Origin of the sequence: Lichenicoccus roseus (genome assembly GCF_005844085.1) — a bacterium.
Taxonomy (GTDB): Bacteria; Pseudomonadota; Alphaproteobacteria; order Acetobacterales; family Acetobacteraceae; genus Lichenicoccus; species Lichenicoccus roseus.
The window spans coordinates 69509-86449 of record NZ_VCDI01000012.1; the positions used below are offsets into that span (position 1 = coordinate 69509).

At 60.5% G+C, this 16941-nt stretch carries 9 protein-coding genes and 1 pseudogene; 8 read left to right on the plus strand and 2 right to left on the minus strand.

The features are described 5' to 3' along the window. Window positions 1-339: 339 nt before the first annotated feature. Window positions 340-993, plus strand: a complete 654-nt coding sequence (locus FE263_RS21030; protein WP_138328005.1) for a ParA family protein — start codon at window positions 340-342, stop codon at window positions 991-993. Between the two features lie 637 nt (window positions 994-1630). On the opposite strand, the gene FE263_RS21035 is transcribed toward FE263_RS21030, so the two are convergent. Then, entirely contained in the window at window positions 1631-2656 is a 1026-nt protein-coding gene (locus FE263_RS21035) for a site-specific integrase (protein ID WP_240760036.1), read from the minus strand. Between the two features lie 281 nt (window positions 2657-2937). On the opposite strand from FE263_RS21035, the gene FE263_RS21040 reads away from it, so the two are divergent. The 3 genes from FE263_RS21040 to FE263_RS21050 are packed head-to-tail and all read left to right on the plus strand — an operon-like array spanning window position 2938 to window position 5218. Continuing rightward, window positions 2938-3711, plus strand: a complete 774-nt coding sequence (locus FE263_RS21040; protein WP_138328007.1) for a site-specific integrase — start codon at window positions 2938-2940, stop codon at window positions 3709-3711. Beyond that, window positions 3708-4331: a hypothetical protein gene (locus FE263_RS21045; RefSeq protein WP_138328008.1), complete on the plus strand. Its 624-nt coding sequence runs from the start codon at window positions 3708-3710 to the stop codon at window positions 4329-4331. Before FE263_RS21040 ends, FE263_RS21045 begins: the two co-directional genes overlap by 4 nt. Further along, the gene (locus FE263_RS21050) at window positions 4328-5218 is read left to right on the plus strand and encodes a segregation and condensation protein A (RefSeq protein ID WP_138328009.1); all 891 of its coding nucleotides are present in this window, start codon (window positions 4328-4330) and stop codon (window positions 5216-5218) included. Before FE263_RS21045 ends, FE263_RS21050 begins: the two co-directional genes overlap by 4 nt. A gap of 426 nt (window positions 5219-5644) precedes the next feature. On the opposite strand, the gene FE263_RS21055 is transcribed toward FE263_RS21050, so the two are convergent. Beyond that, complete coding sequence (locus FE263_RS21055; protein ID WP_338086752.1) at window positions 5645-6229, minus strand: TIR domain-containing protein; 585 nt, start codon at window positions 6227-6229, stop codon at window positions 5645-5647. A gap of 297 nt (window positions 6230-6526) precedes the next feature. Between FE263_RS21055 and FE263_RS21060 the strand changes: the two genes are divergently transcribed. The 4 genes and pseudogenes from FE263_RS21060 to FE263_RS21075 all read left to right on the plus strand — a co-directional run. Beyond that, the gene (locus tag FE263_RS21060) at window positions 6527-7522 is read left to right on the plus strand and encodes a toll/interleukin-1 receptor domain-containing protein (RefSeq protein WP_171034262.1); all 996 of its coding nucleotides are present in this window, start codon (window positions 6527-6529) and stop codon (window positions 7520-7522) included. Between the two features lie 20 nt (window positions 7523-7542). Further along, window positions 7543-8151, plus strand: a complete 609-nt coding sequence (locus tag FE263_RS21065) for an SLOG domain-containing protein (protein WP_205880485.1) — start codon at window positions 7543-7545, stop codon at window positions 8149-8151. 370 nt (window positions 8152-8521) lie between these two features. Next, window positions 8522-9341 (plus strand): annotated as a pseudogene (locus tag FE263_RS21070) (IS5 family transposase). A 1118-nt stretch (window positions 9342-10459) separates the two neighbouring features. After that, a partial coding sequence (locus FE263_RS21075) for a beta strand repeat-containing protein (protein ID WP_276611249.1) occupies window positions 10460-16941 on the plus strand: 6482 nt, incomplete at its 3' end.

A 16941-nucleotide genomic window follows, 5' to 3' on the forward strand; every position in this document is an offset into this window, starting at 1 on the left:
GTACCAATGGCCCGCACTTCGGAGTACCAATAGCCCGCACTTAGGGGTACCGATTGCCCGCGGATAACTTCATCTATCCACAGGTAGAACGCCCAGATGCTTGGAAGACCAAGATTTCCAACAAGCCGCATTGAAGGTCTACTCGCGGATGAGGTCCCTCCCCTGCCTACGCCTAAGAACCCACCATCTGTTCGGTCGAGTGCCTCGTTTTCCAGTTCCCCTTCCGCTGGACATGCCTACGAAAATACGGCCATACAGCGACACGCTGTTGCGACTACACGTATTAAAGTACTTACGCAGATACGTAACGCCGTATAGACGTAGTCTCAAGGAGATCCTATGCCGGTTCTGACGGTGGCCAGCAGCAAGGGAGGCCCGGGTAAGTCAACGGTTTGCGAGATCCTCGCCGGTGCCTTGGCTGGATCCTGCCACCTTGTCGCCTTGGATGCTGACCCGACTCTAGCCTTCAGCCGCTGGGCATCCGAAACCTATGAGGGGCCGGCATTTAAGACGATTGCAGAAACCGATGAGGCCCGGCTCGCCCACCTGATCGCCGAGCATGCTGGTGAGGCTGATCTGGTGCTGGTCGACACCGCTGGCTTCGGCAATCGTGCGGCGACTGTTGCCATGACGTCTGCTGACGCAGTTCTCATTCCCGCGCTTGCTGGCGAGGCTGACATCACTGAAGCCGAGAAGACGGCGAGGCTGGTCGAAGGGCTTGCTCGGGCGGCACGGCGCGAGATACCTGCCAGGGTCCTGTTCAACCGCGTTCGGCGGACCACGCTCGCCAAGCATGCCGGCAGTGAACTTGAGCGGGCGAAGCTAGTCAGGCTCAAGGCGAGCCTCTCAGACCTAGTTGCCTATGGTGAGCTGTCTTACTCCGGCCGTGTGCCATTATCAGGTACGGCCGGCACCGAGGTTGCCGCACTGGTAGCCGAGTTGCGAAAGCTCAGGTGGATACCGGCTACTACACGTAACGCCGTAAGGCCGTGACGACATGAAAGCGCCCCTTAAGCCCCGCCGCCCGTCGCCGGATGAGGCTTTGGCTATCGCTGCTAGCACCGCGCCCCAGCAGCCTCCCACGCAAGTGCGGCAAGTTGAGCTCCCGGAGCCGGCCACAATCGTAGCATCCAGCGACATCCCAACGACGCTGAACCTTCGCATGCGGCGGAGCTCGGTCATGGCGGTCGAGGCCGCCGCCAAAGCCAAGGGGATGACGATGAAGCAAGTCATTTGCCACGCGCTTAAGGCAGCGGGGGTCCCAATTGCGGAGGCCGACCTGGAGGATCGGACTCCGCGCCGTAGATGAGACTACCTTACTAGCTGGTAAATGACGTTACGTAGGAGCGTGTGGTCGTAACGTCGTATTGGCGTATCGCACCAGAAAATGCACTTGAGGAAGAGGCAGGCCACGTTCCGCTGCGTATGTCATGCGCGCCAAGTCGATGCGGATCTGGAAGACAGAGCCACACACCGTAGGTCTGTACGAGCCTTACGTAACGGCGTCGTTTTAACGCTGCGTCAGGACACAAAGGCGTAACGCCGTATAGCCATAACAACAACTACACGTAAATAAGGGAGAGGGATCAAGCCTATACGGCGTTACGTACTGACGTATTTCAGAAGCGGATCAGATCACCCCGTTCAACGGATGCCCCTCGAACGGATCCCCCAGCTCGAGATAGGTATCCAGTACGGCGTAGCTCTTATGCCGCCCGAGCTGCTTGAGCCGGGTCGGGTGCACGCCACGCTCCATACCGGTGCTCAGCGCCCCGCGCTTGAGGCTGTGGCCCGAGACCAGGTCCGGATCGAACCCGGCGGCGGCGGCACGGAGCTTGAGGATGCGTGCGATCGACCCCGGATCCAGCGCTTCGAGACCGACAACGAGGCGTGATTGGATGCCGGCACCGCCTTCGCGCCGGGTCGGTGGCAGATACAGCCTGCGGAACAGCGCCCCTTCGGTGATCCCGGCGGCTTCCTGCCAGCGCTGTAGGGCACGCACTGGGCACAGGCTGGTGGTGCCGTAGGGCAGCGCCACGGTGACCGTCTTGCCGGCGCGCTCGCCCTTGGAGCGCGGTAGGGTGAGGCTGATGCCGCGCTCGCGCGACGTACAGTGCTCGACCCGGATCGCCGCCAGCTCCGACCGTCGCAAGGCGCCGGCAAAGCCCACCAGTATCAGCGCCCGGTCGCGCAGACCGGCCAGGTCGTCCGGGACCGGTGCCAGGATATCGTGTAGGACGGACGCGGTGACGGCGAGCTTCTGCACCGGCAGCTGGCCACGGTCCGCCGCCTCGCGATGGATGCCGGCCAGCGTCTCGGTGACCTGCGCCTCTGCGGTCGGCACCGGCAAGCCGGCCACATAGTGCAGGTAGCGGATCGCCGCCCGGCGCAGGTCGATGGTGTTGACGCTGAGGCCGCGCCCGCGCTCGGCCGCCAGGAAGGCCACCACGTCGGCGGCACGTCCCGGCAGGCAGGGCAGGGTGTGAAGGTCACACCAGTCGCACCAGGCGCGCACCCCGGCCCGATAGGCGCGACGTGTGTTGTCGGCTTTGGCGCGGCGAGCATAGGCGTCGGCAGCGCGCCGAGCGGTGGGCAGGCTACCGTCAGCTTGGGGCACCACCGCGTCAACGATGTGGTCGAACCAGGCCTGGATCATCGGAGGCGGATGCCCGACCGGGACCGGCTGTGGTGGCCGCGGCAAGACCAGAAGGGGCACGTCATCCAACATCGGGCAGGCGCTTCCGTGGAGCTGGCTTTACGGCGGCTGAGCAAGATCAGCGGGATCAAACTACCCGTACAAACGTATGCATGACAAGCACACTTATCGGGCATACGTGACGATAAAAGGTTTTACCGCGCCTTAGGAGCAGTTGCCGTAATTGGTCGTAGGCTGCAGACTCCTGCCGTTGATCGAAGCAGGCGCGGGGAGGGGCGGACATGACGGCAGCGACGGCCGAACCGCAGAACGGGCAGCACATTCCGCGCGTCGCAGTGCTCGCCGATCCGGCGCCCACGTTGCTGAAGCCGGAGACGCGGCGACTGTATGCCACCGATTGGGCCGCCTTTGCGCTGTGGTGCCGCAACGGCGACCAGACGGCGCTACCGGCCGATGCGGCCACGCTGGCGGCGTATCTGCAGGACCAGGCGATGCGGCTCGGTCCTGGCGCGCTGGCGCGACGGCTGGCGGCGATCGTCGACCAGCATCGGCGGCATGGGCTGCAGGCGCCGGCAGGTGATCCCATCCTGCGTGCAGTGCTGCGGGAGGCGCGTCGCACGGCGCGGCCGCGACGCCGGCCAGCGCCGGGTGCCGCGCAGCTGACCCGCATGGCCGGCGCCTGTCCCGGTGATCTCGCCGGACTGCGCGATCGTGCGCTGCTGTTGCTGGCCGCCGCCGGACTTGGTCGCGGCGCGCTGGTCGGGCTCGACATTGAGCACATCGAGTTCGGCCACCAGGGCGTCACCCTGCAGATCGTGGCGGTGCACGGCGTGATGCAGGCGGTGACGCTGCCGCGTGCGGCCGAACGCCGACTGTGTCCGGCGCGGGTGCTGGAGGACTGGCTGCGCAGCTCCGAGACGCGGTTCGGGCCGGTGTTCCGCAAGATCGATCGCTGGGGCAACCTCGAGCACCAGCGCCTCGGCACCGATGCGCTGCGCCGCATCCTCGCCCGCCGCAGCCTGCGTCGCCTGCGCCCGAGGAAGGCGGCGGCGTGACCAGCGCGGCTGCAGCCGACTTCGTCGCGCAGGAGATCGCGGAGTCGGGAGAGGCGCTCTGTCTGCCCGATACCGACTGGCTGCAGCACCGGCTGACGATCAGCGGGCCGGTGCAGGAGCTGGCGCGCTTCCGTTCGGGGGCAGCTGGCGCTGGGGTGATCCCGTGGCAGATCGACTTCGAGCAGCTGCAGGAGGACTGGTTCCACCGGCTGATGGCAGCGCCCGCACGCATCCTGAGCGCCCAGGGAGCCCGGATCCTGGCACAGCAGCTGCGCGAGGCGTCGGAGCGGCGGCATGCGCTGGCGGTGGCGCAGGTCGGACGCAGCCGGGCTTGCCCGTTCGACCTGCATGCGCTGCGGCCGGTGCCCGGCAGCATCCTGGCGCTGGGGCCTGACCATCCGGAGGCGCTGGCCTGGCTCTGGCAGCACTTGGGCACCACCCAGGCGCTGCGCCATGTGGTTGTGCTCGGGGAGCCGCGTGAACAGGAGGCGGCCGAGGCGACGTGGCGGCTCGGCTTCTGGGCAGCGGACTGGACGCCGTGGCGGGCGCTGTCGGCGATTGCGTATGATTGGCCGCAGCTGCGCTTCAAGGCCCGGCCGCTCTACGACCAGGCGGCATGACCGATAGCGCCGAGCCGCTGACACTGGCAGGCGGTCAGATCGATGAGGCCGAATGGGACCAGCCGCCGCATGCACTCCGGCGGGAGAGCGACGCGCCGATGCTGTCGGTGGACGGTTTCGAGGGCCCGCTCGACTGGCTGCTCGAGCTGGTGCGGACACACCGTCTCGACCTGTCGCGGTTGTCGATCGTGGCACTGATCGAGGCCTTTGCCGACGCACTGGAGCAGGCGCTGCAGCAGGGTAGTGTCCGACAGGCAGCGTCGTCGCTGTCGCGCTGGGCGGACTGGCTGGTGATGGCGGCAACGCTGACCCAGCTGCGCGCGCGGCTGATCCTGCCGGCCAGCGCGCCGGAGGCGCAGGCCGCCCTCCGTGAGGCGGACGCGTTGCGGCGGCAGCTGCTCAGCCGGCGCCACATCCAGGCTGCCGCCGACTGGCTCGAGCGCCGGCAGCAGCTTGGCCTGCAGGTATGGGGGAGAGGCAGGTCGGAGCAGGGGGTTGCGGGCCTTCCGGGCGAGGGCGGGGATCTTGCCGAGCTGATGCGAGCCTGTCTGGTGGCCCTGGCGCTGCCGGACCAGCTGGCAGAGGCCTATCGGCTGCCGCCGCACACCCTGTGGCCGGTGCCGGTGTCGATCGCCCGCATCCGCGAGCGGCTGGCGGTGCTGCCGGACGGCAGCGCGATGGCGGCCTTCCTGCCAGACCTGAGGGTGGAGGAGGTGGGCGGCTTTCGGGCCCGGTCCGCACTAGCAAGTACGTTTGCTGCCAGCCTGGAACTTGCCCGCGACGGACAGCTGACGCTGCATCAGGCGGAAGCGTGGCAGGCGATCCTGATCAGCTGCCACGATTCAGACGGTTGTCACGAGCTTCTGCGGACGCAACCGCCCTCGTAGCGCCGGGCCGCGACCCAGCTGCCCTTGATAAAAGGGCAGCTGGGTCGGGCCGAATCCAGCTCGTGCCGACGGGGAGATGATGCTCGAAATCCTCTCACGCCGCCTCCCCCTCGTCTTCGACCGGGAGCGATCCCTCGACCGCACCGCTCGGAGAAACCGCGTCGCCGCAGTTATGACGGGTTGTCTTGCCGTTCTATCTGACCAAAACGGACGGGACCCGGGCGTTGTCCCTATACTATTGAAATAACCCGGCCTGTGCGCAGGGCACGCAGGCGCACCGCACCGCTTCGCATCGGCGCCGGCGGCCATCGACATGGCCGTTTGCTGCGGCGGTCCGAACGACGGGCCGGCACCGATCACCATTGCCAAAAGCTGACGCGGGCCGCGGGTGCGCGCCGTTTTGCGGCGCGGCAGCCCAAGTTGAACCTACTTCCCTACCTTTTTGGCAGCCGCCTCGATATACTTCTTGAGAGCATCTTGATCGGTATACTTATAAACAGGTAAATTATTGCTGGTTAACAGAGCTGGTGTCCTACCAGCCATATCTATCTCGCCCTCATGGTTCTTGAGGTGGTGTATTTGAACACCCACTATGCCATTATCTCGAGCAATGGACTTCTCGATCTCATAATTTATAAACTTACGCCCAGCAGTCATATTGCCGATGAACACTACTGTTACTGATGTGTTGTATAGGGCAGCATCGATCATTTTCTTGATGTTAGCGTCGCCTTTCTTCTTCGCTTCTTCCCAAAGCGAAGCGTCTTGGAAGCCGGCTGCTGCTGTCCCTATGATCTCGGTCAAGTTCCTGATCTGATTGATCCGCCAAACGTCGCGTTGGTAATGGAAGCTGAAGAACACACGTCGAGCCATACCAACTCTCCAGGGTGGGGACCTCAGGTTGCCTAAAATCTGCGGTTCCTCATAGTCCCGGCATGTCCCCACGGGCCAGCCTGCCCTCGCCAAGCATGATTGGGCCTTTGCAAGGCACGGGAACTCGGCCAGGCTCATGGCTCAACCAGAGGATCACGCTTTCAAGTGGTAGCCACCACCACCCTCTCTCTCCAAGGAACTTACCAGCTTGTCACGTTGGGCGCTGACACTGACGCCCGCTCAGCGGAGTACGCTGGTGCTTTGGAGCGCGCTGTCGCCTCAGCAATGCATCATCTTGGGGTCAACCCGACGCGGATGCTCGTACGCCTGGGGTCACGAAATGAAGCGGAATTGGACCGTAGGTGGCCATCGGTCACAGTGTTCTTTGGAACGACAGGGACGGCCTTGTCGCCTCGGGATGCAGCCCTGCTCGACGTGGTGCTGGCCGACGGCACGTTGGTCATACCTGTTGTCGAGGACATCGGGCGGTTCACAAAGCTGGTTCCAACGGCGATCTCGCACCTGAACGGCCTGGCCAGACAGGATTGCGGCGCGAATTTCGAGCGACTCGCGGCACGTATTCTTGAAGGCTTTGGGCTGCTGCGCGAGCGGCGGCGCCTCTTCATCAGCTATCGGCGAGTCGAGACGAGCGGCGTGGCAGCCCAACTCTACGAAGCCCTGGATGTAGCAGGCTTCGACGTGTTCCTGGACACCCATGGCGTACTCCGCCCGGGCGAGCCGTTCCAGGAGATCCTGTGGCACCGGCTGGCAGACACTGACGTCATCCTACTGCTGGACACCCCTGGTTTTCTTGCAAGCCGATGGACCGAGGAAGAGCTTGCGCGAGCCAACACTGCAAACTTGCAAATCTTGCAGCTCCTCTGGCCAGGTCAGGAAGAGGCGTCGGCGGCGGCCTTCAGCACCTTCCATCCGCTGTCTGTCAGCGACTTCGAGGACAAGGCCACCCTTGGCCCCGCCGCTCGTTTACATGACAATAGCACTCAGGAAATCGTTGATGCCGTTGAAGGCTTGCGGGCGCGAGCCGTCGCGGCCCGCCACGCCTTCTTGGTGCGGGAGTTCCTAATCGAGGCAAAGGGTGCCGGCCTACTAGCCTACATGACGCTGGACCGCTCCATTGTGCTGCGGAAGCATGGGGACGAGAACGGTGGGAAGGTGTTTGTGCTACCTGCCGTCGGCGTTCCAGATGCTGAACGTTATGAGGCGCTTGAACAGCTTATGCAGAGGGAGGCCGGAGCAGGCAGAAGCTACCTTAGACCACCCTGCCTGCTTTACGATGAAAGCGGCATCCGCGGTCGGTGGCTGGACCACCTGCGATGGCTCAACGGAAACATTGCCTCTGTCCGCAGTGTTGGGCTTAGGGAAGCCAAGCAGTGGCTCCACCTTGTTGCTGAAGGGGAAGGGAGCAAATGAGTTCAGGTTCTGGACCAAGGGTGTTCCTCTCCGCAAGTGTTCCACTTCCGACACGTAATCCGACTTACTTCGCAACAGTCGATGTGTTAGCCATTCGGGACGCAGTGCGCGCATTGGCTATCGCAGTTGCGGAGCAGGAAGCCGAGCTGGTCTTTGGCGGCCACCCTGCGATCACTCCGATGATACGCTTACAGGTTACGCAAACGGGTGCGCGCGTCGGCGACCATTTTGTTCTGTTTCAAAGTCGGTTTTTCACATCCACCTTTCCAAGGGACAACGCCTCTTTTGAGCGAGTGGAGCTTGTGGACGCGGTGCCAAATGACCGGAATGCCAGCTTGCTCCGATTGCGCGAAGCAATGTTTGCCAAGCCATTCGACATCGGCATCTTCATTGGTGGGATGGAGGGCGTCGAGGACGAATATGAAATGTTCTTGCAAAGGCACCCGGCAGCCCGGGTCTTTCCAGTAGCCTCGACGGGGGCCGCTGCTGCTGAACTATTCGACCGTGATCCCGACCTACAGCGCGAACACCCGGAACTGCGTGACGAGATTAGCTATCTGACCCTTATGCGCGGACTTATAGGACCAAGCCTATCTCCTACCTATACTTTATCTGGGCCGAGTATATAGAAAACCCAGAAGTGGCTTCCACCAAGTTGCCAGACAAAAACGGCCATCCTGCCTAAGCGGTCCAACTCAGGCGGGAGGAAGGAAGGGGCCAATTTACTCCGCTGCTATCGGCGCGGCGGGCTGGTATTGATTGCCGCTCTCGCCAGAGATTACGGGATATGTCACTTCCGGAACGTACAGCACTGCGGGTAGCCACCGCGTCCCGGCTAGCAACGCCGCGGCGTCCGCGGCCATGACCCCCTTCTTGGTGCCGGCGATACGAGCGGCGGCGCTGCTTCCGGCACCGTCCCGCACGACATCTAGGATCAGCGCCTAAGAGACCGTTTGAAAATGGTTGTGGCCGCTCGGGCAGGGGTGATTCAAGCTCTGGATGTGGACACCGGCGAGCCGTGGCCGAATGGCCGAGATTGCCCGCAAGATTAAGCGGTATCCAAGCGACCTGACGGACGAGGAGTGGCAGCGGATCCTGCCACCTCTGCCTGAGCCGCCGAGGCGCGGGCGCAAGGTCGGCGTTGACCTGCGCGAGATCCTGAACGCGATCCGCTACATGGCCCGTAGCGGGGGCGGTTGGCGGATGCTGCCCACCAATTTCGGTCCCTGGCAGACCGTCTACTGGTGGTTCAGGCGCTTTGTGCGCCGCATGCTGTTCCAGACCATCCACGACGTGTCGCTTATGCTGGATCGGGAGGCGTATGGACGCGAGGCCAGTCCATCCGGCGGCGTGCTCGATAGCCATCAAGGCACCGCATGCCAAACCCCGCGGCTATGACGCGAACAAGAAGACCGTTGAACGAAAGCGCCACATCGCCGTCGACACCGATGGTCGACTGCTGATGGTCAACCTCATCACGGCGGACATCTCCGACAGTGCCGGGGCACAGGCGATCCTCAATGCTGTGCGAAAGCGATGGCCGTGGCTCAAGCACCTGTTCGCCGACGTCGCCTACGATCGAACGAGGCTGCTCGACAAGGCGGCCTTCAGAGACTTCGTACTGGAAATTGTGCGCCGTTTCGACCGGGAGCCTGGCTTCGAGATTCTGCCGCGCCGGTGGGTCGTCGAGCGCACATTCGGATGGATGACAAGTTGGCGCAGGCTGGTGCGCGATTACGAGGCCCGCCTCAACGTTTCCAAGGCCATGATCCACGTCGCAATGGGAAGCCTGCTCCTCCGCCGCATCGCTCATGCTTAAGCATTCTTAGACGGACACTGAGCACCTGGCGGTCGAGCGTTGTGGACCGGCTTGAAAGTTTACTCGTTGTGTCCACCCTGACTGAGGCGGAAATGCATATGCTCGCGGGCAAGTACGTCGCCGATATGGCACCTGATGAGGCGCACGTCGCTACCGAAGACTTCGTGGATGCGATGGAGTTCACGGGGCTGAGCGGTTCAAACTTCGATCCGCGCAAGCGCGTCGGACTGCTCTGGGTGGTCCAGGCTTCACGCAGCGTGCCAAGGCGAAGGTGGACGATATGGCACGGGAGTGCGAATTCCGACAGAAGGCGGACGGCGGTTCCAACGCAAGGCAGCACTGCTGACCCGCCTACCACACCCCTACATCATGTAATGGCTGGACTCAGATGTATCGACGCGCTGCAACGTCAGCGAAGATTATAGGATGGTGTTCGTTATTACCTGGAAGTCTTGGACGTTCACAGACAGACTAGGACGCTCACCATTAATTTTCCTGACCACTGTGTTGAGCCCGGCGAAACGAGAAGAAGGTAGTTGTGACGAACATAGAAGTAAAACGAGCCGAATCCGGCAGAATAATCAGTATTTCGCGTTCGAATAGCCTAGGTCAAAACCTAACCGCTTTTTTGGTATTCAGTATTATATCCGCTGGCTTTTTCGCAGAGCTAGTCAAATCAAACCATGATAATTGGGAGGTCTTTGCAATCGTCGCGATGGTGGTCACTGGATCAGTTTGGATATCTCTAATATTTGCAAGAAGGATTATATCTCGAGAGGCGGGAGTAATAGAACTTGGAACCCCAATGGGGCTACGCTTTCTGAAATACCCTGAGCTGGGCTTTGTTAAATGGGAAGATATAGAAAGCTTTGAGCTAAAGCATGAGGCAATCTTAGGTCAAGGCGACACTCAACTAGTAGCCAACCTTCGTAATGCTCCAGCTCATTTGAGCCGACTGAAGTCATCAAATCGCGCAGCCCCCGGAAAGCCCTACGCTCCCATCTTCGCTTGTGTTGATACCTCCCGTTATTCAGACTTAAAAACTCTGCATGCGGTTCTCGATGAGGCGCGGCAACAAAGCTGCCTATAACTATTATATTTAAAACCTCGAGGAAGATATGACGGTATTACAGGACGTCTTTGACGGTGCGGCTTCCGCATTGGCTGGAGCATTGCAGAATGCGGGTCCAGAATTCGCCCCGGTCGCTATCGCTGTGACGGCGGTTGATGGCTTGGTCGACGCAGACTTTGGAATCATCGCTGCGAGTTCAGGTAATAGCGATAACTACGAAACAGGATTAGCGCTGGCAGCTGAGGCGCTTGGTTTTGCAGCTGCATTAGCGGCTGGTACTGCGGCTGCGCCACTTATTGCGCCCGCCGTGGCCGCGTGGGGATTGACTGGAGCGGCAGCGACTGTTGCGGAATATATCGCCTTATCAGCCGCCGGAGTTGGCTACGGAGGGATCGTATCGGATGCCGCTGAGGAACTAGGAAACTTTATTAGAGGAGCGCTACCCCAGATTCCGTCGTGGATCGATAGAACGACAGGTGGAGTGAATAACGCACAGAATGATCCTCTTATCTTCAATATGAGTGGAACAGGCCTGACGCTGAAGTCAACGTCAGAGACGTCTCCTTTTTTCGACTTCACTGGCTCTGGTGTTGCTGAACAGACCGCTTGGCTTGGCGCAGGTAACGGCTTACTAACTACCGCTGTTCCTGGATTAGGAAGCACTTCCGGGCTGCTTACCACTTTTGCACAATTGGTATCGTTTGATACCAACGGCGACGGTGTTATTAGTGGGCAGGAATTAGATAATATATTTTACTGGTCCGACGCCAATAGTGACGGAGCCGCTGAGCAGGGAGAGATTTCCTCTCTCTCCGACCTCGGAGTGGTCAGTATTGCTCTGGCGACGAAAGAACTTAACGAGGCGATCGTTGGGGGTGTTATTGAACAAGAAGCAGTCGCCACTATGTCAGACGGCAGCACCCGCGAGATCGCCTCTGTCCAACTCCAAGCAAACCCACTCTCAACGATTTACACAGGAGCCTACAGCCTAACTTCAGCCGTTGAGGATCTACTTAATTTTAAAGGCTATGGCGCTCTCCCAGATCTTCGGATCTCGATGAGTCAGAGTGATCAGCTATTGGACCTTGTGAAAACTCTCCAGGCAACTGACCCTAACGACAGTGCTGCTTTCGACTCTTCGCTTCAAGCAGTTTTGTATCAGTGGGCAGGTGTAGGAAATGTCGAACCTGGCAGTGGTCAACTGTTCGATGGTCAGAAGTTAGCGTTCCTGCAAGCTCTTACGAACAACTATCAATCTTTCTTTGGAACAGTCGAGCCTCATTTTATTGGGCAAGCCAATTATTTGCAAGAGTCATGGGACTCGGCATTCGCCGCTCTGAAGGCTCGGGCGCTGGTCCAGACACCATCATCCCCTTTTGGAGTAGACTTTGTATATACTATTGCCCTTGATGCGATAGTCCCAACGGTCTCTTTCACCGCTGCTATAACCGACCTTGCCAGCAATGTTCCCGCTGACAGTCAAGCGAGAGTCGCCTATTGGAGTAACGCTCTCGATATCATCAATGAAAGCGTGCTTAGTCTGTCGTCAATTATTGCTGTAGACTCTTCCGCTATAGCCGCCCAACTCCAAGCCGTCCTACCGCCCTCATTTTCGGCAAGCCAAATTTCCGCAGCAGCGTCAGGAAATCTGAGCTTTGTTGAAGGAACAGCGCTCACCAAGGTCCTGGTCGGAACAATTGGATCGGACTTGTTCCAGGCTACGGCACCGGGCACCGAGCTTGAGGGCTTCGGAGGCGGAGACCTCTTCATCGTTGAGACCGGCCTAGGCTCGACTGAAGTCAATGAAATTGACAACGTCGCCCACCCGTCGAACATCCTGCTGATCGAGGGTGTCGAACCGGCCCAGGTCACCGTATCGGGCGACGCCGCCGGTGACATCATCTTGAGCCTTGGTGATGGTTCGAGCATCAAGATCGATGAGATGCTCTTTCAGGCGTCCTACCAGTCTGAGAATGCCCAGGGCCACAACTCGATCGGAGCGAACAACCAGACTGCCTTCGGTGTGCAGGAGGTCGAGTTCGCTGACGGCACCGTCTGGACCGCCGCCAAGGTCCAGGCGGCGGAGGTCGCCGATCAGGCGGGCAACACGAGCATCTATGGCACGAGTGGCTCCGACCTTATCGATGGCAGAGGGATTGCGACCTACGAGCAGGGCAATGGCGGGGGGGACACCTTCGTCTACGACCAGGGCTATGGTCAGCTGGAGATCGACGAGGTCGACCCCAGCGCCCTGCCAGACAACGTGCTGCGCTTTGGAGCAGGCATTACCGCGGATGAGGTTACGGTGATGGGAGACAGTCTAGGCGACGTCACCCTCACCGATGGGACCACCGGTGACCGCATCCAGATCGATGGGATGCTCAACTCTGCCAAGGATGGCGTCCAGGCAATCGACTTTGCTGATGGATCTGTCTGGACAACTGCTCAAATCCTTTCTCTCGCAACAACAGGAACGACGGGGAGCGACGATCTCTACGGAACGTCCGGCGCCAATGTCTTCGATGGTAAAGGCGACAGCGACTACGAACAGGGTGACGGCGGCGGCGACACCTTCATCTTTAACCAGGGGTATGGCACCCTCGAGGTGAATGAGTATGACACGAGCCGGAGCAATACCAACATCCTGGCGCTTGGAACTGGAATCAACGCCGTCGATCTCCAGATAAGCGGCGACGCGGCTGGGGACATCGTCATCAAGACGGGGGAGGCGGTTGACGCGATAATTCTCGAGAACATGCTCGTCAGTGGCCGCTACGGCGTGCAAGGGGTCGCGTTTGCAGATGGGACAGTCTGGACGGCAGCGCAGGTCGAGGCCCTCGCGACGACAGGCACCCCAGGGAGTGACAACCTCTACGGAACCTCTGGACCCGATACATTCGACGGGAAGGGCGGCTCAGACTACGAGCAGGGCAATGGAGGCGGGGACACCTTCATCTTCAACGCCGGCAGCGGCTCGCTTGAGATCAATGAGCAGGATAGCAACCCCAACAACTACAACATCCTGACCTTCGGCAGCGGTATCCAGACCTCGGACATTGCCGTCGGCGCGGACGCGACCGGCGACGTCATCCTGACCGTCGGGAGCGGCGGGGACCGGGTCCAGATCGACAACATGCTCGACGGTCCGCAGTATGGCGTCCAGGCAGTTGCGTTCGCGGACGGGACGGTCTGGTCGGCCGCCTCGATCGTCGCCGGCCTCCCGGCTGGCACTGCCCCACGGTCGAGCGATTATGCTCAAAGCTTGGCTTTCGCGGAAGGAGACGGACCGGTTACAAGCAATCCGATTCCTGGCGAGATCGTCGCCGGCGAAGGTATCTCCGCCGCCAACCTGATCCTGCAATCGGATGCCGGCGGCGACCTCATCCTCAAGATCGAGGGAACGACTGACGGTCTCACCGTCAGGGACGACTTCACCTACCAGAGTAGTGGAGTGGTCAGTCAGATATCTGGCATCAGGCTTGCGGACGGCTCGTTGATAGAGCTCCCGACCTATACTCAGCATGAGCCGGCGGACTTTACCTGGCAGGGTAGCTCGACCGACCTGTCGCTCTCCGGAAGCAACTACGGAGACAACACCTTCGATCTTGCACCAGGTGGCGACACGGTCACCTTTGGCAACAGCTCGGACGGTGGACCCGGTACAAATTCAGTGCTGTTCGACAAAGGCGATGGCAATGCGCTTATCAACTTGGATGGAGGAACCGGGGCAATCACCCTCGCAGCCGACATCGAATCCAGCGATGTTGTCCTTCAAGCTGACAATACCGGTGACCTGACGATCGAGCTACTCGACACTGGGGAAACCCTGACGGTCATAGACGACTTGACCCCGTCATCCAGCATCGGTGCGATTGGTGTCTCGAGCAGCATCAACGAACTTCACTTTTCTGACGGCTCTAAAGTTTCCCTGAGTGCCGAGACAGGCACTAATACGCCACTTGTTTTTACATGGATTGGATCCGCCACAGACCATACCCTGGTTGGCAGTGACCTAGGATCCAACACCTTTATCCCTGGAGCCGACGGCGACAGCGTCACCTTTGGCAGCAGGTCAGTGGTCGGTGCGGCTACTAACCTCCTGAATTACTCAATCGGAAATGGTAGGGTTACGCTCGACTTGAATGGCGGTACGGGCGCCGTTGAGATGGGTATTGGTATAACCCAGGCAAACCTGACGTTTCAAGCCGATGCCGTCGGCGACTTGACAATTCTGGACGGCACAGCTGGTGACAGTGTCGTTATTGAGAACGACCTATTCAGTGATAAGTACGGCTGGAATGCCCGCTTGGGTGCCGTGAATTTCAGCGACGGCACTTCTGAAGCCTTCAACGGCGGGATGACCTTCACGTGGACAGGAACGGCGGTGAACACCGTTCTAACAGGCAGTGGCTTCGGTGCTAACGTGTTCAATCTCGCGCCCGGCGGCGACACAGTCACGCTTGGTAACGGGTCGGGCAGTGGCTCAAATAGGAACACGGTGAATTATGGCCCCGGCGACGGCGCCGCCACGATCAACATGAATGGGGACAACGGATCCGCCACGCTCGTCTTCGGTAAGGGAATCACCGCTAGCGACCTCATCTTTCAGGTCGACGACAGTACGGGAAACCTAACCATTCTGGATGGTGTAGCCGGTGATCGTGTCATCATCGAGAGCGACCTTTTTAGCGATAAATATGGCTGGAACGCTCGCTTGAGTGCCTTAAGTTTCGGTAACGGCACGGCTGAGGTCCTCAGCAGCGGAATTACCTTTACGTGGACAGGCACCGCGACGAATACCGTTCTGACAGGTAGTGGCTTTGGTGCCAACGTGTTCAATGTCGCACCTGGCGGCGACACGGTCACGCTTGGCAACGGGTCAGACAGTGGATCGACTAAGAACACAGTGAATTATGGCGCTGGGGACGGCGCCGCCACGATCGACCTGAACGGGAACAACGGCAACGCGACGCTTGCCTTTGGCGCCGGCATTACTGCTAGCGATCTTACCTTCCAGTCCGACGCGGCCGGTGACCTGATCATCCTGGATGGAACAGCCGGCGACAGTGTCGTGATCAAGGACGCCCTTTACCTTGACAACTTCGGCGGAGGTGTTCGCCTGAACAATCTCACGTTCAGCGACGGGGCGTCGAAGAGCCTTAGCATCGGGATGACCTTCACCTGGACAGCGACCGCGACAGCCACCGTTCTGACGGGTAGCGGCTTCGGTGCTAACGTGTTCAATCTCGCGCCCGGTTCCGACAGCGTCACCTTTGGTAACGGCTCACAAAGCGGTTCGAACTGGAACACGGTCAACTTTGCTGCAGGTGACGGGGCCGTCACGATCAACATGAACGGTGCCTCCGGAGCTCTCGTGCTTGGCACCGGCATTCAGATCTCGGATCTTGTCTTTGGACAAAACGCGCAGGGCAACGAGACGGTCGCTATCGACAACACGGGAGACGAGGTCACTTTCACCAACGTGAGCTCGAATCCTCTGATCGACGTCGATTTCGATGGCGCGATTTATACTGCCTTCGTCGGTGCCTCCGGCAACGACAGGCTCTATGGCTCAAACAGCGCTGATGTTTTTGACGGTCGTGGCGGCAGTGACTACGAGCAGGGCTACGGCGGCGGTGACATCTTCATCTACAACGCCGGCTACGGTCAGCTGGAGATCAACGAGAACGGCAGCGGCCTGAATGTCCTGCAGGTCGGTGGCGGGATCACCGCGGCTGGCGTGCAGGTCAGTGATGACAACAACGGCAACGTCTTCCTGACAGATGGCGTCAGCGGCGACCGGATCCAGCTCGACGGCGAGCTCTACGGCGTTGGCTCTGGTGTCGAGCAGGTGCAGTTCGCCGACGGCACCGTGTTGAGCCAGAGCCAGCTCCTGGCGATGGCTACCACCGGCAGTTCCGCTGGAGAGAGCCTCTACGGCACCGGGGGCGCCGAACTGTTCGACAGCAAGGGCCTGGCCACCTACGAGCGCGGCAATGGCGGCGGTGACATCTTCCTTTACAATGCCGGCTACGGTCAGCTGGAGATCAACGAGAACGGCAGCGGCCTGAACCTCCTGCAGGTCGGTGGCGGGATCACCGCGGCTGGCGTGCAGGTCAGTGATGACAGGAATGGCAACGTCTTCCTGACAGACGGCGTCGGCGGCGACCGGATCCAGCTCGACGGCGAGCTCTACGGCGTTGGCTCTGGTGTCGAGCAGGTGCAGTTCGCCGACGGCACCACCTGGACCCAGGCTCAACTGGTGACCATGGCCACCACCGGCACGTCCGCCGGGCAGGGCCTCTACGGCAACGGCAACGCCAACGTCTTCGACAGCAAGGGTCTGGCCACCTACGAGCAAGGCAATGGCGGTGGGGACACCTTCATCTACAACGCCGGCTACGGTCAGCTGGAGATCAACGAGAACGGCAACGGGCTGAATGTCCTGCAACTTGGGAACGGGATCACCGCGGCTGGCGTGCAGGTCAGTGATGACAGGAATGGCAACGTCTTCCTGACAGACGGCGT